Here is a 24,586-nt window from a genome sequence, read left to right on the forward strand (position 1 = left end):
TAGGCCGCGGGCTCATCCTGCACCGCCGGAGCTTTCCACCCCCGAGCATGCGCTCGAAGGTCGTATCCGGTATTAGACCCCGTTTCCAGGGCTTGTCCCAGAGTGCAGGGCAGATTGCCCACGTGTTACTCACCCGTTCGCCACTAATCCCCGGCCGAAACCGGTTCATCGTTCGACTTGCATGTGTTAAGCACGCCGCCAGCGTTCGTCCTGAGCCAGGATCAAACTCTCCGTGAATGCTTACCCGACTGCGTTTAATTAAAAACTGCGGGCTGACACTCGCGTTGAGCGGGACACCACCGGGCGGAATAGGCCCGGCGCGTCCACAGCGTCCTCGCTGTGTGTTTCAAAGGAACCTCATCCCACCGAAGCGGGACGGGGTTGTTTTATAGTCTGGCGTTGACTTTTGGCACGCTGTTGAGTTCTCAAGGAACGGACGCTTCCTTTGTACTCACCCTCTCGGGCTTTCCTCCGGGCGCTTCCCTTCGTTGTTTCCAACCTTACCAGATCCGTTTTCCGTTCCGTTTCCGGTTCGGAATTCTTTTCCAGTGCCCTGTCGGACCGGGCTCACCGACTTTATCAGATTCTGATCGAGCCGATTTTCCGACCGCTTCCGGGAGTTCCCGTCTCACACGAAGTGTGGGGGGTTCCCGTCGCGGCGGAGTCGTAAACGTACTGGACGGCCGCGCCCGGATGCAAATCGAGAACCGGGGCGGCCGTCCGTACGGCTGACGCTACGTCAGGGATCAGACCTCGACGACCACGGGAAGGATCATCGGGCGCCGGCGGTAGCTGTCGGAGACCCACTTGCCCACCGAGCGCCGGACCAGCTGCTGGAGCTGGTGGGGCTCGGCGACGCCGTCCGCGGCGGCCCTGGCGATGGCCTCCTCGATCTTCGGGACGACGGCCGAGAACGAGGCGTCGTCGATGCCCGAACCCCGGGCCTGGATCTGGGGACCGCTGACGACCTTGCCGGTCGTGCTGTCCACCACCACGAAGACCGAGATGATGCCCTCGTCGCCGAGGATCCGGCGGTCCTTGAGGGAGGCCTCGGTGACGTCGCCGACCGAGAGGCCGTCGACGTAGACGTAACCGGCCTGGACCTTGCCGACGATCTTCGCCCGGCCGTCGACCAGGTCCACCACCACGCCGTCCTCGGCGATGACGATGTGGTCCTTGGGAACCCCGGTGAGAGCACCGAGCTCCGCGTTCGCCCGCAGGTGCCGCCATTCGCCGTGGACCGGCATCAGGTTCTTCGGCTTGCAGATGTTGTAGAAGTACAGCAGCTCGCCGGCCGAGGCGTGGCCCGAGACGTGGACGCGGGCGTTGCCCTTGTGCACGACGTTGGCGCCCCAGCGGGTCAGTCCGTTGATCACGCGGTAGACCGCGTTCTCGTTGCCCGGGATGAGCGACGAGGCCAGGATCACGGTGTCGCCCTGGACGATCCGGATCTGGTGGTCCCGGTTGGCCATGCGCGACAGCGCGGCCATCGGCTCGCCCTGGGAGCCCGTGCAGACGAGCACGACCTCGTCGTCCGGCAGGTCGTCCAGGGTCTTGACGTCCACGACCAGGCCGGCCGGGACGCGCAGGTAGCCCAGGTCGCGGGCGATGCCCATGTTGCGGACCATCGAGCGGCCGACGAAGGCGACCCGGCGGCCGTACTCGTGGGCGGCGTCGAGGATCTGCTGGATGCGGTGCACGTGGCTGGCGAAGCTGGCCACGATGATCCGCTTCTGGGCGCCCGCGAAGACCTGGCGCAGCACGCCGGAGATGTCGCGCTCGGGCGGGACGAAGCCGGGGACCTCGGCGTTCGTGGAGTCGACCAGGAGCAGGTCGATGCCCTCCTCGCCGAGCCGCGCGAAGGCGGGCAGGTCGGTGAGGCGGCGGTCCAGCGGGAGCTGGTCCATCTTGAAGTCGCCCGTGTGCACGGCCATGCCGGCGGGGGTGCGGATGGCGACCGCCAGGGCGTCCGGGATGGAGTGGTTGACCGCGATGAACTCGCAGTCGAACGGGCCCAGGCGCTCGCGGTCGCCCTCGGCGACCTCGAGGGTGTACGGGCGGATGCGGTGCTCCTGCAGCTTGGCCTCGATCAGGGCGAGGGTCAGCTTGGAGCCGATGAGCGGGATGTCCGGCTTCTCGCGGAGGAGGAAGGGGACACCGCCGATGTGGTCCTCGTGCCCGTGGGTGAGCACGATGCCGTCGATGTCGTCGAGGCGGTCCCGGATGGACGTGAAGTCCGGCAGGATCAGGTCGACTCCGGGCTGCTCCTCCTCGGGGAAGAGCACTCCGCAGTCGACGATCAGCAGGCGGCCGCCGTACTCGAAGACCGTCATGTTGCGGCCGATCTCGCCGAGGCCGCCGAGCGGGGTGACGCGCAGGCCGCCCTCGGGCAGCTGCGGCGGCGGGCCGAGTTCAGGGTGCGGGTGACTCAAAAGACTCTCCTCACCACGCGCGCCACATGCCTCGGGGGCACATGGCGCGCGTGACCTTCGTGCACTTGCAGTGGTGTCAAGTGATGTGTGGTGTTGCGTGGTGCTGCGTATTGAGTTGTGAAGTCTGTGGTGCGCCGCGGTCACGCTGGGTGTCCGGCGCGGCGGCCGTCCCGGCCGCTTCCCCTGTTACAGCTGTACCCCGCCGGCCGCGAGATCGCGCTTGAGCTGCCCGGTCTCCTCCGGGCTCAGGCCGACGAGCGGCAGCCGCAGCGGTCCCGCGGGCAGGCCCTTGAGGGCGAGGGCGGCCTTGGTGGTCATGACGCCCTGGGTGCGGAAGATGCCGGTGAAGACCGGGAGCAGCTGCTGGTGGATCTCCGCGGCCTTGGCGACGTCGCCGGAGCGGTGGGCGTCGAGCATGGCGCGCAGCTCGGGGGCGACGAGGTGGCCCACGACGGAGACGAAGCCGACGGCGCCGATGGAGAGCAGCGGCAGGTTGAGCATGTCGTCGCCGGAGTACCAGGCGAGGCCCGAGCGGGAGAGTGCCCAGCTCGCGGCCCCCAGGTCGCCCTTGGCGTCCTTGTTGGCCACGATGCGCGGGTGCTCGGCGAGCCGGACGATGGTCTCGGTCTCGAGGGTGACGCCGCTGCGACCGGGGATGTCGTAGAGCATCACCGGGAGGTCGGTGGCGTCGGCGACCGCCGTGAAGTGGCGGACGAGGCCCTCCTGCGGGGGCTTGTTGTAGTACGGCGTGACGACAAGGAGGCCGTGGGCGCCTGCGTCCTGCGCGGCGCGGGCGAGTTCGGTGCTGTGGCGGGTGTCGTTGGTGCCGGCTCCGGCGATGACGTGGGCGCGGTCTCCGACCGCCTCGACCACGGCACGTACGAGCTGGGCTTTCTCCGCATCGCTGGTGGTGGGGGACTCACCGGTGGTGCCGTTGACGACGAGGCCGTCGTTGCCTGCGTCGACGAGGTGCCGGGCGAGCCGCTGCGCGCCGTCGAGATCGAGCGCACCCTCGCTGGTGAACGGCGTGACCATGGCGGTCAGGACGCGCCCGAAGGGGGTCTGCGGTGTGGAGGTCGGAGCCATGGGGCCCACGCTACTCGTTGCTCACCGTGAGGTGCTCCCTCGGGGAGTGCCAAAGGGATCCCGGTACTGCCTGCTCGGGGGTTCAAGCAGTACCGGGTCCGTTTTTTCAGCCTAGATGAAGGTGCCGAAATGCCGCAATACGGACACCTGACGGGCACCCGGTGCCCGCGCCGGCAAGCGCGGACGGTCGTCGTCGGCTACGGAGCGACACGGCCGTTCTTGTTGAAGGCCTCGTAGGTGAGCGGCATGAGCTTGGCCCACTCCGCCTCCATCTTCTCGCCCACCATCTCGATCTCCCGCTGCGGGAACGAGGGCACCGCCGCCAGCTCGTGCTGGGTGCGCAGGCCGAGGAAGTGCATCAGCGAACGGGCGTTGCACGTGGCGTACATCGAGGAGAAGAGACCGACCGGCAGGACCGAGCGGGCCACCTCGCGGGCGACGCCCGCGGCCAGCATCTCCTGGTAGGCCTCGTAGGCGTCCCGGTAGGAGCTCTCCATCGCGCGGGCGGTCAGCTCGTGCTGCGCCTGGGTGCCCTCGACGAAGACGTACTTGCCGGGGCGGCCCTCCTGGACCAGCTTGCGGGACTCGCCCGGGACGTAGAAGACCGGCTGGAGCTCCCGGTAGCGGCCGGACTCCTCGTTGTACGACCAGCCCACGCGGTGCCGCATGAACTCGCGGAAGACGAAGATCGGAGCACTGATGAAGAACGTCATCGAGTTGTGCTCGAAGGGGCTGCCGTGGCGGTCGCGCATCAGGTAGTTGATGAGCCCCTTGGACCGCTCCGGGTCCTTGGTGATCTCTTCCAGGGACTGCTCGCCGGCCGTGGAGACGCGGGCGGCCCACAGCACGTCGCTGTCGGCGGCGCTGTGCTTGACCAGCTCGACCGTCACGTCGCTGCGAAACGTCGGCTTGTCTGCCGTGGCGTCCTCGGTGGTGCTGTCGGTCACCGGCGGTCCTTCCAGTTGCATTGCTCGGGCGGCGACAAGCCTACGGGCCACCACCGACAACGGGCCGGGGGACGCCGGTGCGAGCCGGGGGAAGAGGGGCGCCGGTTGAGATTTTTCACAGAAGTCGCGGAAATCGGGCACCGTGAAGGGCGTTCGCACGTCCTTATGTGTGACACCACACGCCGAGGTTCCTAGGAGAGCCCACCATGTTCCGCCGGCGAGAGCCCGTACCGTTCGCCTTCGTCGCCGAGGCCGAGCGCTACCGCAGCAACGTCACTCCGCCGCCCCCGGATCGCGCGAGCCGTTCCGAGGTCGCCGGACGTGCCCTCGTGGGGCTGACGGTGGCCGCAGGGCTGGTCGGTGCGCTGCTCTTCGGCTGGCCCGCACTGCAGACGGCCGGCCCGCAGAACGCGCACCACACACAGCAGTCCGAGGCCAAGGACGGCCGTTGACCGAAGGCAGTCGGGCCCCGGAGCGAAACCGCTCCGGGGCCCAATTTTTTTCGATCAACGGGTAACCTCACCCGGCACAGGACCTTCGAGCGTGTGTGTGAGTGAGGAATCGCCGTGCCCCTGCCCCTTCTGACTGCCGACCGCGACGCGCCCGTGGTGTCCGTGTACGAGGACCCCGCGCGGTGGCGGCGGCCGTACCGGCCCGGGCCGTTGCGGGTCGGGGGCACGGCACTGGTGCTGCTGCTCGCGGCGTACGTGCTCTGCTCGGCAATGATCATCGCCTTTGCCGGAGCGTTTCTCCTCGCCGGAGTGTGCGCAGTGATCGCCGTCGCCCTGATCGCCCTGGCGGTGCGGCTCGTGCGGACGGGCATCTGGCTCAGCCCCGCCGGGCTGCGGCAGATCCGGCTGCTCTCGACCAGGACCCTGCCGTGGGCCGAGGCCGGCGCGGTGCGCGTGGTGGAGCAGCCGGTGCGGTGGCTCGGGCTGCCGCGGCGGGTCCCCGGGCGGGGCCTCGTCGTGGAGCCGTTCCCCGTGCTCGTCACCGATCACGGGGCGGATTTCCTGGAGCGGCCCTTGGCTTTTGCCGAGGCCGTGGCCTCCTTGGAGGAGCGGGTCGCCGAGCTTGGAGGGCGGGCTTAGGCCGTCTGTGGCTGGTCGCGCAGTTCCCCGCGCCCCTAGAGGGCGCGGGCTGCCTTCCCGTCACGCAAAGCGATCGCGTGCTGCATCGCCTTTCGGGCCCGCGGGGTGTCCCGTGCGTCGTGGTACGCCACCGCCAGACGGAACCACGAGCGCCAGTCCCCCGGTGCCGCCTCGGTCTCGGCCTGGCGGCGCCGGAACACCTCGTCCGCCGAGTCCCGGTCGATGCGGCCGCTCGCGGTGCGCACCAGCTCGTCCACCGGCAGGCCGCCCTCCGCCTCCAGCTCCCGCGCCAGGCGGTTCGCGTCGCGCGCGAACCTGGTGGTCTTGTAGAGGAACCACGCCCCGATGAACGGCAGGACGAGCACGGCGACGCCGAAGGCGACGGTGATCACCGTGCCCTGCTCGATCAGCATCACGCCGCGGCTGCCGACCAGGACGAAGTAGACGACCAGGACGGCTGCCAGGGCGAAGTAGATGATCTTTGCGCGCATGTCCTCAGCCCAGGTCCAGGAAGTTTTCCAGGCCGAAGGTCAGGCCCGGGGTGGTCACCACGCGCCGCGCGCCGAGCAGGATGCCCGGCATGAAGCAGCTGTGGTGCAGCGAGTCGTGGCGGATGGTGAGCGTCTCGCCGGTGTCGCCGAAGAGCACCTCCTGGTGCGCCAGCAGGCCGCGCAGCCGCACGGCGTGCACCGGCACCCCGTCGACGTCCGCGCCGCGTGCGCCCTCCAGGGCCGTGGTCGTGGCGTCGGGCTGCGGGGCGCAGCCTGCCTCGCGGCGCGCTGCGGCGATCAGCTGCGCGGTGCGGGTGGCGGTGCCGGAGGGGGCGTCGGCCTTGTTGGGGTGGTGCAGCTCGACGACCTCGACGGACTCGAAGAACCGGGCCGCCTGCTGGGCGAAGGCCATGGTCAGGACCGCGCCGATGGAGAAGTTGGGGGCGATGAGCACGCCCGTGCCCGGCTTGGCGTCCAGCCAGGAGTTCAGCTGCGCGAGGCGCTCCTCGGTCCAGCCGGTGGTGCCGACCACGCCGTGGATGCCGTGGGCGATGCAGAACTCGAGGTTGTCCATCACCGAGTCGGGGTGGGTCAGCTCGACCACGACCTGGGCTCCCGCCCGGGTCAGGGTCTGAAGGCTGTCGCCCCGGCCCAGCGCGGCCACCAGTTCCATGTCCTCGGCGGCCTCCACGGCCCGTACGGCCTCGGAGCCGATGCGGCCCTTGGCGCCGATGACGGCCACGCGCAGCTTGCTCATCGTCCCTGCTTCCCTTGCTTGCCCTCGGATTACGAAACGGCCTCGTGCAGACGGGCTGCCTGCTTGTCCTTCAGCGGGCCGATGACGGACAGCGAAGGACGCTGTCCCAGTACATCGCGGGCCACCTCGCGGATCTCGTCCGGGGTGACGGCTGCGATGCGGGCGAGCATGTCGGAGACCGACATCTGGTCACCCCAGCACAGCTCGCTCTTGCCGATGCGGTTCATCAGCGCACCGGTGTCCTCCAGGCCGAGGACCGTGGAGCCGGACAGCTGGCCGATGGCGCGGGCGATCTCGTCCTCCGGCAGGCCCTCGGCGGCGACCCGGTCCAGCTCGTCGCGGCAGATCTTGAGCACGTCGTGGACCTGGCCGGGGCGGCAGCCGGCGTAGACGCCGAAGAGGCCGCAGTCGGCGAAGCCGGAGGTGTAGGAGTAGACCGAGTAGGCCAGTCCGCGCTTCTCCCGGACCTCCTGGAACAGCCGCGAGCTCATGCCGCCGCCGAGGGCGGTGTTGAGCACGCCGAGCGCCCAGCGGCGGTCGTCGGTGCGGGCCAGGCCGGGGACGCCGAGGACGACGTGCGCCTGCTCGGTCTTGCGGCCGAGCAGCTCGACGCGGCCGGCGGTGCGGATCGTGCGGCTGCCGCCCCGCGGGTCGACCGGCTCCGCGTCCGTGCGGGTCAGGGCGCCGGCCTTCTCGAAGGCGGCCCGGACCTGGCGGACGACCTTGGCGTGGTCGACGTTGCCCGCGGCGGCCACGACCAGGTGGGTCGGGTCGTAGTGGCGCTTGTAGAAGCGGGCGATCTGGTCGCGGCCGAGCGCGTTGATCGTGTCGACGGTGCCCAGCACCGGACGGCCGAGGGGGGTGTCGCCGAGCATGGTGTGCGCGAACAGGTCGTGCACGCAGTCGCCCGGGTCGTCCTCGGTCATGGCGATCTCTTCGAGGATCACGCCGCGCTCGGCGTCGACGTCCTCGGCGGTGATCAGCGAGCCGGTGAGCATGTCGCACACGACGTCGATGGCCAGCGGCAGGTCCGTGTCGAGCACCCGCGCGTAGTAGCAGGTGTACTCCTTGGCCGTGAACGCGTTCATCTCGCCGCCGACCGCGTCGATGGCGGCCGAGATGTCGAGCGCGCTGCGCTTGGCCGTGCCCTTGAAGAGCAGGTGCTCCAGGTAGTGCGTGGCGCCGTTGAGCGTCGGGGTCTCGTCGCGGGAGCCGACGTTGGCCCAGATGCCGAAGGTCGCGGAGCGCACGGAGGGCAGGGTCTCGGTGACGACCCGCAGGCCGCCGGGCAGGGTGGTCCGGCGGACCGTGCCGATGCCGTTCTCGCCCTTGAGAAGCGTTTGGGTACGGGCGACGGCCCGCCCCTCCGAGGAGGTGCGGGCCGTCTTCCGGGGACTACGGGTCACTTGGCGGACTCGTCCTTGTTGTTGTCGGCGCCCGCGGCGGAGCCGCTGTCGGACGCAGCGTCCTCGCCCTCGATCACGGGGATCAGGGAGAGCTTGCCGCGCTGGTCGATCTCGGCGATCTCGACCTGGACCTTGGTGCCGACCCCGAGCACGTCCTCGACGTTCTCCACGCGCTTGCCGCCGGCGAGCTTGCGGATCTGCGAGATGTGCAGCAGGCCGTCCTTGCCGGGGAGCAGGGAGACGAACGCACCGAAGGTGGTGGTCTTGACGACCGTGCCCAGGTAGCGCTCGCCGACCTCCGGCATGGTCGGGTTGGCGATGCCGTTGATCGTGGCGCGGGCGGCCTCGGCGGAGGGGCCGTCGGCGGCACCGATGTAGATGGTGCCGTCGTCCTCGATCGTGATCTCGGCGCCGGTGTCCTCCTGGATCTGGTTGATCATCTTGCCCTTGGGGCCGATGACCTCACCGATCTTGTCGACCGGGATCTTGACGGTGATGATCCGCGGGGCGTGCGGGGACATCTCGTCCGGACGGTCGATGGCCTCCATCATCACGTCGAGGATGTGCAGGCGGGCGTCGCGGGCCTGCTTCAGCGCGGCGGCCAGGACCGAGGCGGGGATGCCGTCGAGCTTGGTGTCGAGCTGGAGCGCGGTCACGAACTCCTTGGTGCCGGCGACCTTGAAGTCCATGTCGCCGAACGCGTCCTCCGCACCGAGGATGTCGGTGAGGGCGACGTAGTGCGTCTTGCCGTCGATCTCCTGGGAGATCAGACCCATGGCGATACCGGCGACCGGGGCCTTCAGCGGCACACCGGCGTTCAGCAGCGACATGGTGGAGGCGCAGACCGAGCCCATGGACGTCGAACCGTTGGAGCCGAGGGCCTCGGACACCTGGCGGATCGCGTACGGGAACTCCTCGCGCGTCGGCAGCACCGGCATGAGCGCACGCTCGGCCAGGGCGCCGTGGCCGATCTCGCGGCGCTTCGGCGAACCGACGCGGCCGGTCTCACCGACGGAGTACGGCGGGAAGTTGTAGTTGTGCATGTAGCGCTTGCGCGTCACCGGCGACAGCGTGTCGAGCTGCTGCTCCATGCGGAGCATGTTCAGCGTGGTGACACCCAGGATCTGGGTCTCGCCGCGCTCGAACAGCGCCGAGCCGTGGACGCGCGGGATGGCCTCGACCTCGGCGGCGAGCGTGCGGATGTCCGTCACGCCGCGGCCGTCGATGCGCTTCTTCTCCTTGATGACGCGCTCGCGGACCAGGGACTTGGTCAGCGAACGGTACGCGGCGGAGATCTCCTTCTCGCGGCCCTCGAACTCCGGGAGGAGCTTCTCGGCGGCCAGACCCTTGACGCGGTCCAGCTCGGCCTCGCGCTCCTGCTTGCCGGCGATGGTGAGCGCCTGCGCGAGCTCGGTCCGGACCGCGGCGGTCAGCGCCTCCAGGACGTCGTCCTGGTAGTCGAGGAAGACCGGGAAGTCGCCGGTCGGCTTGGCGGCCTTGGCGGCGAGGTCGGCCTGGGCCTTGCACAGGACCTTGATGAACGGCTTGGCGGCCTCGAGACCGGCGGCCACGACCTCCTCGGTCGGAGCCTCGGCGCCGTCCTTGACCATCTGGATGGTCTTCTCGGTGGCCTCGGCCTCGACCATCATGATCGCGACGTCGCCGTCCGGCAGCACGCGGCCGGCCACGACCATGTCGAAGACGGCGTCCTCGAGCTCGGTGTGGGTCGGGAACGCCACCCACTGGCCCTTGATCAGGGCAACCCGGGTACCGCCGACGGGGCCGGAGAAGGGCAGGCCCGCGAGCTGCGTGGAGCAGGAGGCGGCGTTGATCGCGACCACGTCGTAGAGGTGGTCGGGGTTGAGCGCCATGACCGTCTCGACGATCTGGATCTCGTTGCGCAGGCCCTTCTTGAAGGACGGGCGCAGCGGGCGGTCGATCAGACGGCAGGTGAGGATCGCGTCCTCGGAGGGGCGGCCCTCACGGCGGAAGAAGGAACCGGGGATCTTCCCGGCCGCGTACATGCGCTCCTCGACGTCGACGGTCAGCGGGAAGAAGTCCAGCTGGTCCTTCGGGGTCTTGGAAGCGGTGGTGGCCGACAGCACCATGGTGTCGTCGTCCAGGTACGCCACGGCGGAACCGGCGGCCTGCTTGGCCAGGCGGCCCGTCTCGAAGCGGATGGTGCGGGTGCCGAAGGCGCCGTTGTCGATGACGGCCTCGGCGTAGTGGGTCTCGTTCTCCACCAGGGTTATCTCCTCGTCTGCGTCCCCTGCCCGTGTGGCGGGGGACGGTGGCGGAGGGCGCTGCGTTGCTCCGTGCGGGCCGGTCTTCGATCGAAGCACCCGGAATTCCCTGTTCCGGGGGCCACTACCGAGGACCGGCGGAGAGACCGGCGCTCCTCCTCGTCAGGTTTTGCGTTGTGGGACCAGACTACAAAGCTTCTGCTTCCCACGAGATACGCAAAGGGAGCGGTTCCCTTGGACGGGAACCGCTCCCTTCATGGCGTCTTACTTGGCGCCGGCCGCACCGCGGCGGATGCCGAGGCGCTCGACCAGGGCGCGGAAGCGCGTGATGTCCTTCTTGGCCAGGTACTGCAGCAGGCGGCGACGCTGGCCGACCAGGAGCAGCAGACCACGGCGGGAGTGGTGGTCGTGCTTGTGCGTCTTGAGGTGCTCGGTCAGGTCGGTGATCCGACGGGTGAGCATCGCGACCTGGACCTCGGGGGAACCGGTGTCGCCTTCCTTGGTGGCGAACTCGGCCATGATCTGCTTCTTCGTAGCGGCGTCGAGCGACACGCGGTACTCCTTCTGAGTGTTCTTGGCCACCGAGCGCCCCTGGTCTCTGTCTCAGGGAGGCTTCCGTTACTCGGGAGGCGGGGTCGCTGGGCGCTGACCTCGGATGTGACTCCGGGGGCGCGTACACAAACGACCACCCCGCACCTTACCAGGTGCACCGAGTGGGTCCGGTGCGGGCCGTTCGTGGCTGGTCGCGCCCACGCGGCGGAGCCGCATATATGGACAGCCCCGCGCCCCTTACGGGGCGCCATTTCACCGGGGCACCCCCCTACGCCCCCGTCAACCCCCGGACCGTCCCGTACGCGTCCAGTACCCCCAGGCACAGCGGCACCAGCGCCAGGAGCAGTGCGCTCTCCGCCAGCTCCGTGAAGCGCCCCCAGAAGGGGGACACCCCCTTGCCCGGCACGATCAGTGCCACCCCGGTCAGGAGGGCGGCGACCGCCGCCGTGGCTGCGGAGAGCCAGACCGTGCGGATGTCCGTGGAGCCGTGCAGGGCCGTGCCCACGACGAGCAGGGCCAGCGCGAGCAGGCCCGCCCCGAGCACCGAGCCGACCTGGGCCGTGTAGCGGAAGAGCCGGGCCCGCAGCAGCAGCGCCAGTCCGGAGGCCAGGGCCAGGGCCTGTGCCCACGCCCCGGCCGAGAAGGCCAGGACGGCCGTGGCGCCGACGGCGACGGCTGCGCAGCCCCCGACCAGGCCCAGCAGCAGCTCGTGCCCCCGCCGCACCTGCACCGCGATGCGCTCCGCATCGACCGGCTCGGCCCGGAAGCCCTCGCCGTCCGCCGTCGCGGAGCGCGGCGCCGCATAGCCGACGGGCAGCCGGGCGACCCGCGCCGAGAGCCCGGGCAGGAAGGCGAGCGCCCCGATCGCGAGGACCGCGCACACCGCCGCGGCCCCCGAGGGCGCGGCCCCGGTGAGGATCGTCCCGAAGGTGGCCAGCGTGCCGGTGGCCGAGGCGACCACGGCGGCGACGAAGGGGGCGTCGCCCCCCGGCATCGCGGCGGTCAGCGCGACGGAGCCGACGAGGACGGCCACGCAGCCCAGCAGGAACTGCAGCCGCCCGGTCCCGTGCCCGGGGTCCAGGGCGAGGACCCCGGAGCCCGCGGTCATGAGGTGCGGCAGGGCCGCCAGGCCCAGCGCGACGGCGGCGCCGCGGTCGCCGTAGACCCGGGCCCGTACGCCCGCGAACGCGGCCAGCAGCACGCCGGCCGCGGCGGCGGCCACGCCCGGCAGGCCGTGCATGTCGTGCCGCACCGGGTCGGCGAACCACAGCGCGAACGCCATCAGCACGAGCAGCAGCGCGCCGCCGAACAGGCCGGTGCCCCGCAGGAGTTGGCTGCTCCAGAGGCTGTTCCCGCGGGTGACGGCCGAGGCGACCGCCTCGCTGACGTCGTCGTGGACGGCCGGCGGGAGGGACTCGGCGAAGGGGCGCAGCGACAGCAGGTCGCCGTCGAGGACGCGCTGGGCGAGCAGCGAGCGGGCGCCGTCGAGGACGGTGCCGTCGCGGCGGACGAGGTGATAGCCGGTGGGTGCGCCGGCGGGCTGGGTCTGCCCGGTCAGGCGCAGGATCTCCGGGTACACGTCGGCGACGGCGATGTCGTCGGGGAGGGCGACGTCGATCCGGCTGTCGGGTGCGACGACGGTCACTCTGCAGAATCCGGTCGCAGCGGACGTGTTCACCTTGTGGGCCCCCTGAATCGGTACAACCACGCATGCCGTTCGCTCGTGCATACGCGCGGCGGTCACCCTATCGGGGCCGCGGACCGGCGCGTCGGTAGGATCGCCGTCTCGCGGGGGGAGGCCGGCGCCACAGGGGCGTCCGCGCGGCACTGTTGCCCCACCGCGCGGAGGGGTTGAGGGATCCGGTGAGCCAGGTCGTCGTCAAGCGCCAGCCGCGGGCCTACCCGCCGGAGGTGCCCAGCGAGGAACTCCGCCTGGAACCGCCGCCCGAACTGCCGCGCGGGCCGCAAGAGGGCATGCTGATGCAGCTGTTGCCCACGCTGGGCATGGCCTCGTCGATGGTGTACTTCTTCATGCCCGGCGCCGCGCCCATGATGAAGATCATGGGCGTCATGATGATGTTCTCGACGATCGGCATGACCGTCGCGATGCTCGTCAGGCACCGTCAGGGCTCGCAGGGGCGGCTGGCGGACATGCGCCGCGACTACCTCAAGTACCTCGCGCAGACGCGGCGCACCGTGCACCGGACGGCCCGGGCGCAGCGCGATGCGCAGTTCTATCTGCACCCCTCTCCCGACCAGTTGTGGTCCGTGGTCGCCGAGGGGAGCCGGCTGTGGGAGCGGCGGGCGACCGACGACGACTTCGCGCAGGTGCGCGTCGGGCTGGGCGCGCAGCAGCTGGCCACTCCCCTGGTGGCTCCGGAGACCGCGCCGGTGGACGAGCTGGAGCCGCTGACGGCCGGTGCGATGCAGCAGTTCCTGGCGACGCACGCGTCGTTGGACGGCATGCCGGTCGCCCTGTCGTTGCGCGCCTTCTACCACGTGACGCTCTCGGGCGAGCCGGAGACGGTGCAGGGCACGGCGCGTGCGCTCGTCGCGCAGCTGGTGACGCTGCACTCGCCGGAGGACCTGGTCGTGGCGGTGGTCCCGGCGCGCGGGGCGATGGCGCACTGGGAGTGGGCCAAGTGGCTGCCGCACGTGCAGGTTCCGGGCGCCGTGGACGGCGCGGGCCCGCGGCGGCTGATCGGTGACGACCTGAGCGAGCTCGAAGAGCTGCTGATGCCGCGGCTGGAGGGCCGTTCGCGGTTCAGCCGGGACGGACAGCCGGTGCTCGACCAGCCGCACGTCGTGGTGGTGCTGGACGGCGCGATGGTGCCGCCCGGTTCGGTGTTCGCGGCTCCCGAGGGGCTGCAGGGCGTGACGATCGTGGAGCTGGTGCAGGGCGAACTGGACGAGCCGCGCGGCGGTCTGTCCGTGGTCGTCCGGCCGGGTGCGCTGCAGCTGCTCTCGCAGGTCGCCGCGTACGACGGCGTGCCGGACACGCTCTCCCCCGAGGCCGCGGAGGCGCTCGCGCGGCAGCTGGCGCCGCTGCGCACGGGCGGGGGCGACGGCGACGAACCGCTGCTCGCCAACCTGGACTTCACCGATCTGCTGGGCCTGGGCGACGCGGGCTCGATCGAGGTGTCGCGCACCTGGCGGCCCCGCTCGGCCGCCGAGCGGCTGCGCGTGCCGATCGGGGTCGGCGAGGACGGCGCGCCCGTGATGCTCGACATCAAGGAGGCGGCGCAGGACGGCATGGGCCCGCACGGCCTGTGCGTCGGCGCGACCGGCTCCGGCAAGTCGGAGCTGCTGCGCACCCTGGTGCTGGGCCTGGCCGTCACGCACACCTCGGAGACGCTCAACTTCGTCCTCGCGGACTTCAAGGGCGGTGCGACCTTCGCGGGCATGTCCACGCTGCCGCACGTCGCCGCCGTCATCACCAACCTCGCCGACGACCTGACGCTCGTCGACCGCATGCGCGACTCCATCACCGGCGAACTGCAGCGCCGCCAGGAGCTGCTGAGGTCGGCGGGCAACTACGCGAACCTCCACGACTACGAGAAGGCGCGCGCGGCCGGTGCCCCGCTGGAGCCGCTGGCCTCACTCGTCCTGGTGATCGACGAGTTCAGCGAGCTGTTGACGGCGAAGCCGGACTTCATCGACATGTTCATCCAGATCGGTCGTATCGGCCGCTCGCTGGGCGTGCACCTGCTGCTGGCCTCGCAGCGCCTGGAGGAGGGCCGACTGCGCGGTCTGGAGACGTACCTCTCGTACCGCATCGGTCTGCGGACCTTCTCCGCGGCGGAGTCGCGGACGGCGCTGGGCGTGCCGGACGCGTACCACCTGCCGTCCGTGCCGGGCTCGGGCTACCTGAAGTTCGGCACGGACGAGATGACGCGCTTCAAGGCCGCGTACGTCTCCGGCACCTACCGCTCGGCCACGGCGGCCGCGGCGGGCGACGGCGGGCGGCTGCCGGTCGAGCGGCGTCCGGTGCTGTTCACGGCGGAGCCGGTCCCGGTCACGTACGCCGCCCCGGATCCGTCCGCCCTGCGTGCGGCCCCGGGGTGCGGGGAGGACGAGGCCTTCGCCGACACCGTCCTCGACGTCGTCGTGCGCCGGATCGAGGGCCAGGGCCCGCCGGCCCACCAGGTGTGGCTGCCGCCGCTGGACAAGGCGCCGTCCCTGGACCAGCTGCTCCCGCCGCTGTCGGTGGTGCCGGGCCGCGGCCTGACCGCCGCCGAATACCCGCGCCCCGGGCGCCTCGTGGTGCCCCTGGGCCTCATCGACAAGCCTTTCGAGCAGCGCCGGGACGTGCTCTACCGGGACTTCTCGGGCGCGGCGGGCCACATGCTCGTCGTCGGCGGCCCGCAGTCCGGCAAGTCGACGCTGCTGCGCACGCTGGTGAGTTCGTTCGCGCTGACGCACACCCCGGCCGAAGTGCAGTTCTACGGGCTCGACTTCGGCGGCGGCGGGATGAGTGCCGTCGCCGGCCTGCCGCACGTCGGCGGGGTGGCCTCGCGGCTGGACCCGGAGCGGGTGCGCCGCACGGTCGCGGAGGTGGCGGGGATCCTGGCGCGGCGCGAGGAGTTCTTCCGCGACCGGGGCATCGACTCGATCGCCTCGTACCGGCGGCGCCGGGCGCTGGGCGAGTTCGCCGAGCAGGGCTGGGGCGACGTCTTCCTGCTCGTCGACGGCTGGGGCGCCTTCAAGCAGGAGTACGACATGCTGGAGGGCGTCGTCACGGACATCGCGGGCCGCGGCCTGGGCTACGGCGTCCATGTCGTCATCACCGCCTCCCGCAACATGGAGGTCCGCCCGGCGCTCAAGGACCAGCTGCTGGGCCGGCTGGAGCTGCGGCTCGGCGACACCATGGACTCCGAGTTCGACCGCAAGGTCGCCGCGAACGTCCCCGCCGGGGTGCCCGGCCGCGGCCAGCTGCCCGAGAAGCTGCACTTCATGGGTGCGCAGCCGCGCATCGACGGGGGCGACGACCCGGGCGACACGACGGAGGCCACGGCGGCGCTGGCCGACGCGGTGCGCGACGCCTGGTCCGGCCCGCACGCCCCGCATGTGCGGCTGCTGCCCCGCCGGCTCGATGCGGGCGAACTGCCCAAGGGCTTCGAGTTCCCGGAGCGCGGCGTGGCCATCGGCATCGACGAGACCCGGCTCGAACCGGTCTTCGTGGACTTCGAGACCGATCCCTTCTTCCTGGTGTTCGGCGAGAGCGAGTCCGGCAAGACGGCCCTGCTGCGGCTGCTGGCGAAGCAGATCACGGAGCGGTACGGCCCCGACGAGGCGAAGATCGTCGTCGGCGACTACCGGCGCACGCTGCTGGACGTCGTCCCGCCGTCGCACCTGCTGGAGTACGCGCCGATCGCCTCGTCGCTGACGGTGCACGCGAACGCGCTGAAGGGCCTGATGGAGCGGCGGGCCCCGCAACCGGGCATCACGCCGCAGCAGTTGCGGGAGCGCAGCTGGTGGAAGGGCCCGCAGTTCTTCGTCTTCGTCGACGACTACGAACTGGTGGCGGCCGGCGGCAACAACCCGCTGGCGGTCCTGACGGAGAACCTGCCGTTCGCCCGGGACGTCGGCATCCGCTTCATCGTCGCGCGGAGCTCGGCGGGTGCGTCGCGCTCGATGTTCGAGTCGTTCATGCAGCGCGTCAAGGAACTGGGCGCGCAGGGCGTGGTGTTGTCCGGCGACCCCGGCGAGGGCGACGTCCTCGGCGGGGTCCGGCCGCGGCCGATGCCGCCGGGGCGGGGCTTCTTCGTGTCCCGGAAGCGGGGGGCACCGCTGGTGCAGGTGGGGTGGCTGCCGGAGGATTAGGGCCCCGTAGACGATGTTCCCGGGGCTTCGCCCCGGACCCCCGGGTGGTGCGTCGGCTGCGGGCGCGTCGTGGCTGATCGCGCAGTTCCCCGCGCCCCTGACGGGGCGCGCCCCTTCCCCGCAACCGATCGAGAGGACCCCCATGTCGCCCGAAGAGATCGTCGACGGCCAGCTGGCCGCGTACAACGCCCGTGACCTGGAGACGTTCCTGAGCTTCTACGTCGACGACGTCCCCGTCCACGCCTTCCCGGACGGGAAGGCGATGGCCGACCGCTCCGGACCGGCCTTCCGGGAGCGGTACCGCGAGCTGTTCGCGTCGAGCCCGGAGCTGCACGCGGAGCTGGTGTCGCGTGTCGTGCACGGCCGCGTGGTGATCGACCAGGAGCGCGTGACCGGATTCCTGGGCGGCGGCGTGCGCACGGCGGTCGCGATGTACGACGTGGGGCCGGAGAAGATCGAACGGGTCTGGTTCGTCGCCTGACGTACGGCGGGTGCGACCGAGGTCGCGCACGGCAAGCGCAAGTACGGCGTCCAGGCGGCCCGTTCCGCGGGCATGCGCTCCTTCGGCGACATACGCAAGCTGCCCGCGCTGCTGAACGGCGCCTGACGGGCTCCGGCGGCCGACCCGTATCCTCGGTCCTCATGACGACTCCCGGCCCGATGGCAACTCCCGGCCCGTTGAACCCCGTCAGCAGGACGGCCCTGTCCGTCGCCCACGTGCGCGCGCTGGAGAGCGAGCGCCCCGGCGGGCTCTTCACCGACCCGTACGCGAGGGCGTTCGTCACCGCCGCCGGGTACACCCCTGGCCGGCAGCCCGGCCCGTACGCGCTGTCGCTCGCCAACTACGCCGTGATCCGTACGCGTTTCTACGACGACTACCTGCTCGGGGCCGTCGCCGACGGCATCCGCCAAGTGGTGCTGCCGGCCGCCGGATTGGACACCCGCGCCTACCGCCTGCCCTGGCCGGACGGGGTGCGGCTGTACGAGCTGGACCTGCCGCCGGTGCTGGAGTTCAAGGAGCGCGTCCTGGCCGGGCAGGGCGCCGGACCGCGCTGCGAACGGGCCGCGCTGGACGTCGACCTGACCGGCGGGGACTGGGGCTCCCGGCTGGCCGCGGCGGGCTTCGACCGGGAGGCGCCGTCGGCCTGGCTGGTCGAGGGGCTGTTCGTCTACCTCACCGGGGAGCAGGCCGCCGGCCTGCTGGACACCCTGGGCGGGCTCGCCGCACCCGGCAGCCGGCTCGCGCACGAACGCGGGCGGGACGTCTCGGCGGCGGGCGCCGGCGATCCGAGCGTCGCCCACCTCACCTCGCTCTGGAAGGGCGGTCTCGGCACCGGGCTCGGCGACTGGCTGGGCCGGCACGGCTGGCACGTCGAGACGCACCCGCTGGACGCCGTGGCCGCCCGCTACGGGCGGTCCTGGTCCGGAACGGGTCCGGACATGGCGGGATTCCATCTCTCCACCCGCGGCTGAGCACCGGCGGCCCGGCACAGACCCGATGCACCCGGCACGGTCGCACCCTGTCCGTGGCGGGTGGAGCATGCCAGGGTGAGCGCCATGACCAAGACACCGGACGGACGCACGATCCCGCCCCCGCAGGCCGGTGAACGCGCCATGCTGGAGAGCTGGTTGGAGTTCCACCGCGCCACGCTCGCGCTGAAGTGCGCGGGCCTCGACGACGCACAGACGCGCCGCGCCTCGGCGGAGCCGTCCCGGCTGACCCTGCTCGGCCTCGTCCGGCACATGACGGACGTCGAACGGCAGTGGTTCCAGAAGGTGTTCGCCGGTCGGGATGTCGCGCTGCCGTACGGCGAGGAGCAGGCCTACGGGTTCGCGCCGGACGCGGCCGCGGACCACGGCATGGACGAGGCGCTGGCCGCCTGGCGCGCCGAGACCGACGCGAGCCGGGCGACGGCGGCCGGCGCCTCGCTGGACGACTCCGGCCGGCTCTCGGAGCAGGACGCCGCGCAGATCGGCTTCCGGGACGTCTCGCTGCGCTGGATCATGGTGCACATGATCGAGGAGTACGCGCGGCACAACGGTCACGCGGACCTGATCCGCGAGCGCATCGACGGCGCGACCGGCGTATGAGCAGCGGGCCGGCCCTCCCCGACAGGAGGACCGGCCCGCGCGTACGTGTCCGCTGCATCGTGGACGACCCGACTACGGCTCCAGGGTGATGGAGTTGATCGGCGTCATGTCCTTGTCGATGTACCAGCCGGCGGGCAGGTAGCCCTGGCAGCCTGCGCCGTTGTAGCCCGTGCAGGTGCGCATGGTGGCGCCGCCGGTCTGGTTGTTGAAGATGCGGTAGGTCCCGTACATGTTGCTGAGGTTGTAGGTCCCGTACCTGTAGTACGTGCTGGTCGGCTGGTCGTTGTTCCACCCGGCGCCCGGGTAGAAGCACACGTCGCCGGAGGGACATCCGTGGCTGGAGTCCGCGGGACGGGCCGAGGCGGTGGTCGCGCCGACCGTGGTGAACGCGCCGACGGCGAGTGCGAGTGCCGCGGCGGTCTTCAGCGTCCTGCGCATGATGGTTCCCCCTTGGGATCGTGCCTGGTTCGTACCTGGTCGTGCCTGGTTCGTACTGATTCCTGACCGCCCGTGACGAGTGGGGCGCCCTCGGGCAGCCCCAATGTCCCGCGCACCACAACGGCGCACCAAGCCTTTTGACCAGGATCGAAATTGGACTCCTGACCCTCGGGTCACGTCCCGCACCGCCAAGTTGAACGCGTTCAAAAACAGGTCTACAGTCCTGACCGACGCAGTTTTGAACGTGTTCAAGAAAGGGTGGGGACAAGACATGGACCTCACAGTCGTCGCGTACGTCATCTACCTGCTGGTCAGCGTCGGGCTCACGGTCTGGGTCGCACGGACGCTCAGCCGCAACGGGCAGGTCTTCCTCGCCGACGTGCTGCACGGCAACGAGAAGCTCGCGGAGGCCGTCAACCACCTCCTGGTGGTGGGCTTCTACCTCGTGAACCTCGGGTTCATCGCGCTGTACCTGCAGGACGACGACAGGATCACCGACGCCCGCGGGGTGTTCGAGGCGCTGTCGCAGAAGCTCGGCGTCGTCCTGCTCGTCCTGGGCGTGATGCACCTCGGCAACGTCTTCGCGCTCAACAAGTTCCGCCGCCGCGGCATGATGGAGCGGGAGCAGATCCCGCCGGTCCCGCCGCAGGGCTGGGCGGGCCCCGCCGCCCCGCAGGGTCCATGGGCCGCGCCGACCGGGCACTGAGTCCGATGACGACGACGGCCGCCGCTGCCGCAGGCCGGGACGCGCTGAGCGTCCCGGTCCGCCGGCTCACCGTGCTGTACGACGCGCAGTGCCCGCTCTGCACTCACCTGCGCAACTGGCTCGCCCGGCAACCGCAGCTGGTGCCGCTCGACCTGGTGCCGGTGGGGTCGGAGGAGGCCCGGCGCCGCTTCCCCGGCCTCGACCACGCCGCCGCCTCCGAGGAGATCACCGTCGTCGGCGACGGCGGCCAGGTCTACCGGGGAGCCGCGGCCTGGGTCACCTGCCTCTGGGCCCTCGCCGAGCACCGCCCGCTCGCGCACCGGCTCAGCACCCCGACCGGGCTCCGCCTCGCGCGGGGCGCGGTGCTGGCGGCGGCCAAGTACCGCGCGGCGCAGCGTCCGGCGCGCTGCGGGGCCACCGGCTGCACTCCCGCGGAATAGCCGCGGATTAGGCTCTGCACCGTGCCACCAGAGAACGAGCCCCGTCCGGCCGGGCCCGAGCCGAAACCCGAGCGGACGACCGGGCCGAGGACCGAACCCAAGCCCGAGCCGAAGACCGAGAAGAGCGAGCAGACCCGCACCCTGATCCTCGAGACCGCGATGCGGCTCTTCCAGGAGCGGGGCTACGACAAGACCACGATGCGGGTCATCGCCAAGGAGGCCGGGGTCTCCGTCGGGAACGCGTACTACTACTTCGCGGGCAAGGAGCACCTGATCCAGGGCTTCTACGACCGGATCGCCGCCGAACACCAGACGGCGGCCCGCGCCGTCCTGGACCGCGAGACCGATCTGCACGCCCGCCTGGCCGGAGTGCTCCAGGCGTGGCTGGACATTGCGGAGCCGTACCACGAGTTCGCGGCCCAGTTCTTCAAGAACGCCGCGGACCCGGAGAGCCCGCTCAGCCCCTTCTCCGCCGAGTCGGAACACGCACGGGAGGCGGCCATCGCGGTCCACCGCGAGGTCCTGGCGGGCAGCAAGGCGAAGGTCCCCGGCGAACTCGCAGAGGTGCTCCCCGAATTGATGTGGCTCTCCCAGATGGGCCTCGTCCTCTACTGGGTCTTCGACCGCTCCCCCGCCCGCGAACGCAGCCGCCGCCTCGCCGACCGCGGCGCCCGCCTGACGACGCGGGGCGTGTCGCTGGCCCGGTTCAGGGTGCTGCGGCCGCTCGTGCACGAGGTGCACGAACTGTTCACGGACTTCCTGCCGGGGATGGCGCAGACGGTGACGGCGCAGCGGCGGCAGGGAGATGGCCGGTAGGAGTCCCTGGGCAGGGGCACTGGTGTGGGGGTGAGAATCTTCCTCTCCTCCGACATGGAGGGCACCGCAGGCGTCGTCGACTGGTCGCAGTGCCGGCCCGCGGAGACCGCGGGCGACTACGCGTACTACCGGGACCTGCTGCAGCAGGAGGTCAACGCCGCGATCGAGGGGGCGATGGCAGCCGGAGCGACGGAATTCCTGGTCAACGACGCACACTCGAAGATGACCAACCTGCGCCCCGACGCCCTTGCGGGCCGGGCCCGTTACCTGTCCGGACGCCACAAGCCCCTCTACATGATGCAGGGGCTGGACGCCTCCTTCGACGCCGTCTTCTTCGTCTCGTACCACGGCTCCATGACGGGCGCGCCGGCCACGCTCTCGCACACGTACAACCCCCTGGCGATCAGCGAGGTCCGGCTCAACGGCGTGACCGCCGGGGAGAGCGGCATCAACGCGCTGGTGGCCCTGGGCCACGGCGTGCCGGTGGTGCTGATCACCGGTGACGACACGACGGCCGCCGAGATCGAGCCCTTCTGCCCGGGCATCCGCACCGCCGTGGTCAAGTCGTCGGTGTCGCGGTTCGCCGCGGACAGCGTCCACCCGGCTGCGGCTCGCGAATTGATCCACGAGACGGCAAGGGAAGCTGTCCTGGCCCTGCCCCGGTCCGCACCACCGCACATCACCCTGCCGGCCACGCTGACCGTACGGTTCCGCAACCCGGACCTCGCCGAGATGGCGACGTGGATCGCAGGCGTCGTGCGCGAGGACGCCGTGACGGTCCGGATGACGGATGAGGACCCGATCCGGCTGTACCGGAGGTTCGTTGCGGTTGTGATGCTGACGCGGGGGATCGCGGAGTGAGGGCGGCTCGCGGGTGCCGTGTGAGCGGGCCCGGCAAAGACCGCGTATGGATTGCCTGTCCGCCCAACATCTTGTGCCGATATGCACGGTTGGGCGGAGCCTGCATCTGCCTACGGTGATCCCCGACGCGATCGGCTACGGGGGAACAGAAGGTCATGGCCAAGCGGTACAGGACGCCGCCGTCCAGCGCAGCGGTACGGTTCGGCGGTGCGGCCATGCTCCTGATGGCGGTCCTCATCGGCAGCTTCTGCGTACCTGCCCTTCCGTACGCCTCAGGCCTCGCCGGAACGCCGGGCACGCTGACCGTGGACGGCTACAAGTACAGCTACAGCTCACGGGGCGGCACCACGACTTCGTCCCGGGGCACGTTCCGCTCCGACGACGGCGGGACGACCGACCCGAAAGCGGTCGTCGAACCGGAGTACGCGCTGGGGCGCCGTGTCACGGTGTCTCGCGCCCCGTGGACGTACTACGTGGTCGGCCCGGCATGCTTCCTCGGCTGGCTCGCCGGGACGGCCTTCGCGGTGTGCTTCCTGACGTTCGGACTGCCGGCGCTCGTCTTCGGGGCGCGATGGAACGACCGCACGAGGCCGAAGGCCGTGCGCGTGCAGGTGAAGATCGCCGTGAGTGCCTTCTACGGTGCGGTCGGTGTCGGGGCTCTGGCCGTGGGTGTAGCCGTCGTGACCTGACGAGTGTTCGCGAGGACGCAGTTCATCAGCGACACGCCCACTGGCTGATGAACAAGGCCGGAACGCTCGGCCCCGCAAAACCCGGGCGAATGCACTGGAAGTGGGGAGCTGCGCAATGCACCAGGGAAAAACACCACCGAGGCGGAGCGGCCAACCTCCGGCCGCCTATGTGCTCTTCGGGAACCATCGGACGCTCATGATGGGGATTCTGGGGACGCTGGCCGGGGTCGTGGGCACCGTCGGGGGGATTTGCGCAGGGGCCGCGGTGCTGGACGCCTTCGGCTTCATCGGGATCGGGCTTCTGGGGTTGGCCCTCACCGTTGGATATGTCGTCGTCGCGTCGAACAGGCCACGGTACGAGGGGGGAAGGCGCCGGCCGGAGGGTACGCCGTAGGGGCGCCGATGGTCAGCGTCGCCTGGGCCGCTCACTGTCCGAACAACCCACGCCCGCAGGAACGTTCGACATACGAGCAGCAACCCGCCTTCGTGCCTGCCCCGAACAACACCGACGACGTGGCTGACACCGATCCCCGCCAACCTCGACTACTCGTTCGGCCTGCCCGCCGGGGCGTACTGCCTCTCCATGGCGCGGACGATCGTGAGACGTCTGCTCACCGACCACGGGCTTCCCGACATGAGTGAGCTCGGCACCTTCGCCGCGCCAGAACTCCTCGCGAGCGCCTATCAGTTCACCCCTGGCCAGAACGCCAACCTGTCCATGCGATGGCGATTCGGAGTGCTGCGACTGACCGTGTTCGACGAGCACCCTGCGCACGCCAGGAAGGCTCAGCAGGCATGCCAGGCGCGGCGGCGCGAGGCGCTCTCCACACTGGATACCGTGGTCGGCGCATGCGGCGGCATCGTCGGCCTGGACGACGCTGGCGGTCCGCTCGCGGGCAGCAAGACGTGGGTAGCGCTTTCGCGGGAGGCGGCGCGGGCATACGCCGCCCTTTGAGTGCGCAAGTGGGGTGGGCATCCTGTCGGCGCCCACCCCGCTCCAGCGTCGCTCGTCAGTGGCCCGCGAAGAGCCCTGCGGACTTCCTGTCCGTCTGCTGGTAATCGTCACTGCCCGTCAGGATCAGAGTCGATACGCGGTCCAGAACCTCCTGGATACGCGCGGCCCGGTTCGCAAGCTGGTTCTGCGCGTCCGTCATCGCTGCGAACGACTCGCCTTCCCAACCGTGCGAGACATCCTTTACGGCCTTGCTCATGGCCTCGAGCTCGCGCTTGATGACCGCTCCGGCAGACTTGATGTCCCTGGCCGTGTCCTGCAGCGAACCGTAAGTGACGACGAGGTCGCCAAAGTTTTCCGACATGTTCCCCACTCCCCGTGGCGTTGCTTACGGATGACTCAGAAGTGATTGAGCGCGCTCTCACCGGACGCGTGCGGCGCACCGCCACTCACGTCGACGCCCTTGATGCGCGAAGCGATGTCTCCATCGTTGGCCGAGGCGTTCTTGTGAGTCAGGGCGACAGCCTCTCCGACGTGGTCGATGAGTCGCCGCACGGCGTCGTGCTCATCGTTCAGTTCCGTCTGTGCCCGCACGAAGGCGTCGTGAGCCTGGCCCTGCCACCTGCCGCTCACGTTCTCGATGGCGTTCACCAGGGTGCGCAGGTTGGCCGTAAAGGCCTGACTGGACTCTTCCATCGAGCTCTTAAAGGCATTGAAACTGGCGTCGGTTACCTTTTGCTTGTCCGACATGGTTCACCTTCCCCC

General features: G+C 70.5%; 24 protein-coding genes and 1 rRNA gene (1 of these 25 cut by a window edge). 12 read left to right on the forward strand and 13 right to left on the reverse strand.

The window, feature by feature from the left end; genetic code table 11:
- The 4 genes from ACMATS_RS10985 to thyX form a co-directional block, all read right to left on the reverse strand.
- Window positions 1-237 (reverse strand): 16S ribosomal RNA (locus ACMATS_RS10985); it reaches 1,289 nt to the left of the window's first position.
- A gap of 509 nt (window positions 238-746) precedes the next feature.
- Entirely contained in the window at window positions 747-2,432 is a 1,686-nt protein-coding gene (locus tag ACMATS_RS10990) for a ribonuclease J (RefSeq protein WP_390782075.1), read from the reverse strand.
- A gap of 186 nt (window positions 2,433-2,618) precedes the next feature.
- The gene (gene dapA, locus ACMATS_RS10995; protein WP_391151836.1) at window positions 2,619-3,518 is read right to left on the reverse strand and encodes a 4-hydroxy-tetrahydrodipicolinate synthase; all 900 of its coding nucleotides are present in this window, start codon (window positions 3,516-3,518) and stop codon (window positions 2,619-2,621) included.
- A 197-nt stretch (window positions 3,519-3,715) separates the two neighbouring features.
- Complete coding sequence (gene thyX, locus ACMATS_RS11000; RefSeq protein WP_390782077.1) at window positions 3,716-4,486, reverse strand: FAD-dependent thymidylate synthase; 771 nt, start codon at window positions 4,484-4,486, stop codon at window positions 3,716-3,718.
- A gap of 185 nt (window positions 4,487-4,671) precedes the next feature.
- Between thyX and ACMATS_RS11005 the strand changes: the two genes are divergently transcribed.
- Together ACMATS_RS11005 and ACMATS_RS11010 are read left to right on the forward strand one after the other, a co-directional pair.
- Window positions 4,672-4,917, forward strand: coding sequence for a hypothetical protein (locus ACMATS_RS11005; protein ID WP_414167809.1), 246 nt, complete (start codon window positions 4,672-4,674; stop codon window positions 4,915-4,917).
- A 114-nt stretch (window positions 4,918-5,031) separates the two neighbouring features.
- Complete coding sequence (locus ACMATS_RS11010; protein ID WP_414167810.1) at window positions 5,032-5,556, forward strand: hypothetical protein; 525 nt, start codon at window positions 5,032-5,034, stop codon at window positions 5,554-5,556.
- Window positions 5,557-5,591: 35 nt separating this feature from the next.
- Here ACMATS_RS11010 and ACMATS_RS11015 read toward each other — a convergent pair whose 3' ends face one another.
- The 6 genes from ACMATS_RS11015 to eccD all read right to left on the reverse strand — a co-directional run bounded on the left by ACMATS_RS11015 (window position 5,592) and on the right by eccD (window position 12,683).
- Window positions 5,592-6,047 (reverse strand): hypothetical protein, encoded by a 456-nt coding sequence (locus ACMATS_RS11015; RefSeq protein ID WP_390782080.1) that lies wholly within the window; start codon window positions 6,045-6,047, stop codon window positions 5,592-5,594.
- Between the two features lie 4 nt (window positions 6,048-6,051).
- Window positions 6,052-6,804, reverse strand: a complete 753-nt coding sequence (dapB, locus tag ACMATS_RS11020; RefSeq protein WP_390782081.1) for a 4-hydroxy-tetrahydrodipicolinate reductase — start codon at window positions 6,802-6,804, stop codon at window positions 6,052-6,054.
- A gap of 29 nt (window positions 6,805-6,833) precedes the next feature.
- Entirely contained in the window at window positions 6,834-8,210 is a 1,377-nt protein-coding gene (locus ACMATS_RS11025) for a M16 family metallopeptidase (protein WP_390782082.1), read from the reverse strand.
- Window positions 8,207-10,453: a polyribonucleotide nucleotidyltransferase gene (locus ACMATS_RS11030; protein ID WP_390782083.1), complete on the reverse strand. Its 2,247-nt coding sequence runs from the start codon at window positions 10,451-10,453 to the stop codon at window positions 8,207-8,209. Before ACMATS_RS11030 ends, ACMATS_RS11025 begins: the two co-directional genes overlap by 4 nt.
- A 264-nt stretch (window positions 10,454-10,717) precedes the next feature.
- A complete protein-coding gene (rpsO, locus tag ACMATS_RS11035; RefSeq protein WP_336417128.1) occupies window positions 10,718-11,005 on the reverse strand; it encodes a 30S ribosomal protein S15 in 288 nt (95 codons plus the stop codon).
- 268 nt (window positions 11,006-11,273) lie between these two features.
- Entirely contained in the window at window positions 11,274-12,683 is a 1,410-nt protein-coding gene (gene eccD, locus ACMATS_RS11040) for a type VII secretion integral membrane protein EccD (protein WP_391151832.1), read from the reverse strand.
- Window positions 12,684-12,868: 185 nt separating this feature from the next.
- Here eccD and eccCa point away from each other — a divergent pair, with 185 nt between their 5' ends.
- The 4 genes from eccCa (at window position 12,869) to ACMATS_RS11060 (ending at window position 18,919) form a co-directional block, all read left to right on the forward strand.
- Window positions 12,869-16,828, forward strand: a complete 3,960-nt coding sequence (eccCa, locus tag ACMATS_RS11045) for a type VII secretion protein EccCa (RefSeq protein ID WP_414167811.1) — start codon at window positions 12,869-12,871, stop codon at window positions 16,826-16,828.
- A gap of 142 nt (window positions 16,829-16,970) precedes the next feature.
- Entirely contained in the window at window positions 16,971-17,309 is a 339-nt protein-coding gene (locus tag ACMATS_RS11050) for a nuclear transport factor 2 family protein (RefSeq protein ID WP_390782086.1), read from the forward strand.
- Window positions 17,310-17,470: 161 nt separating this feature from the next.
- On the forward strand, window positions 17,471-18,301 hold the full coding sequence (locus ACMATS_RS11055) for an SAM-dependent methyltransferase (RefSeq protein ID WP_414167812.1): 831 nt from the start codon (window positions 17,471-17,473) through the stop codon (window positions 18,299-18,301).
- Between the two features lie 84 nt (window positions 18,302-18,385).
- Window positions 18,386-18,919, forward strand: coding sequence for a DinB family protein (locus ACMATS_RS11060; protein WP_414167813.1), 534 nt, complete (start codon window positions 18,386-18,388; stop codon window positions 18,917-18,919).
- Window positions 18,920-18,991: 72 nt separating this feature from the next.
- Here ACMATS_RS11060 and ACMATS_RS11065 read toward each other — a convergent pair whose 3' ends face one another.
- On the reverse strand, window positions 18,992-19,357 hold the full coding sequence (locus ACMATS_RS11065; RefSeq protein ID WP_391151825.1) for a hypothetical protein: 366 nt from the start codon (window positions 19,355-19,357) through the stop codon (window positions 18,992-18,994).
- A 271-nt stretch (window positions 19,358-19,628) separates the two neighbouring features.
- Between ACMATS_RS11065 and ACMATS_RS11070 the strand changes: the two genes are divergently transcribed.
- The 6 genes from ACMATS_RS11070 (at window position 19,629) to ACMATS_RS11095 (ending at window position 23,824) form a co-directional block, all read left to right on the forward strand.
- Entirely contained in the window at window positions 19,629-20,063 is a 435-nt protein-coding gene (locus ACMATS_RS11070; RefSeq protein ID WP_414167814.1) for a hypothetical protein, read from the forward strand.
- A 5-nt stretch (window positions 20,064-20,068) separates the two neighbouring features.
- Entirely contained in the window at window positions 20,069-20,503 is a 435-nt protein-coding gene (locus tag ACMATS_RS11075) for a thiol-disulfide oxidoreductase DCC family protein (RefSeq protein ID WP_390782091.1), read from the forward strand.
- A gap of 159 nt (window positions 20,504-20,662) precedes the next feature.
- Window positions 20,663-21,319 carry a TetR family transcriptional regulator gene (locus ACMATS_RS11080; protein WP_390782119.1) on the forward strand — a complete coding sequence of 219 codons (657 nt, stop codon included), beginning with the start codon at window positions 20,663-20,665 and terminating at the stop codon, window positions 21,317-21,319.
- A 24-nt stretch (window positions 21,320-21,343) separates the two neighbouring features.
- Window positions 21,344-22,180 (forward strand): M55 family metallopeptidase, encoded by an 837-nt coding sequence (locus tag ACMATS_RS11085; protein ID WP_390782092.1) that lies wholly within the window; start codon window positions 21,344-21,346, stop codon window positions 22,178-22,180.
- A 155-nt stretch (window positions 22,181-22,335) separates the two neighbouring features.
- Window positions 22,336-22,869 carry a hypothetical protein gene (locus tag ACMATS_RS11090; protein ID WP_391151821.1) on the forward strand — a complete coding sequence of 178 codons (534 nt, stop codon included), beginning with the start codon at window positions 22,336-22,338 and terminating at the stop codon, window positions 22,867-22,869.
- A 583-nt stretch (window positions 22,870-23,452) separates the two neighbouring features.
- Window positions 23,453-23,824: an ATP-binding protein gene (locus tag ACMATS_RS11095; protein ID WP_414167815.1), complete on the forward strand. Its 372-nt coding sequence runs from the start codon at window positions 23,453-23,455 to the stop codon at window positions 23,822-23,824.
- 55 nt (window positions 23,825-23,879) lie between these two features.
- On the opposite strand, the gene ACMATS_RS11100 is transcribed toward ACMATS_RS11095, so the two are convergent.
- Together ACMATS_RS11100 and ACMATS_RS11105 are read right to left on the reverse strand one after the other, a co-directional pair.
- Window positions 23,880-24,185, reverse strand: a complete 306-nt coding sequence (locus ACMATS_RS11100; RefSeq protein ID WP_390782095.1) for a WXG100 family type VII secretion target — start codon at window positions 24,183-24,185, stop codon at window positions 23,880-23,882.
- Between the two features lie 35 nt (window positions 24,186-24,220).
- The gene (locus ACMATS_RS11105) at window positions 24,221-24,571 is read right to left on the reverse strand and encodes a WXG100 family type VII secretion target (protein ID WP_390782096.1); all 351 of its coding nucleotides are present in this window, start codon (window positions 24,569-24,571) and stop codon (window positions 24,221-24,223) included.
- Window positions 24,572-24,586 lie beyond the last annotated feature (15 nt).

The organism is Streptoverticillium reticulum (assembly GCF_047456005.1).
GTDB classification, from domain to species: Bacteria; Actinomycetota; Actinomycetes; order Streptomycetales; family Streptomycetaceae; genus Streptomyces; species Streptomyces reticulum.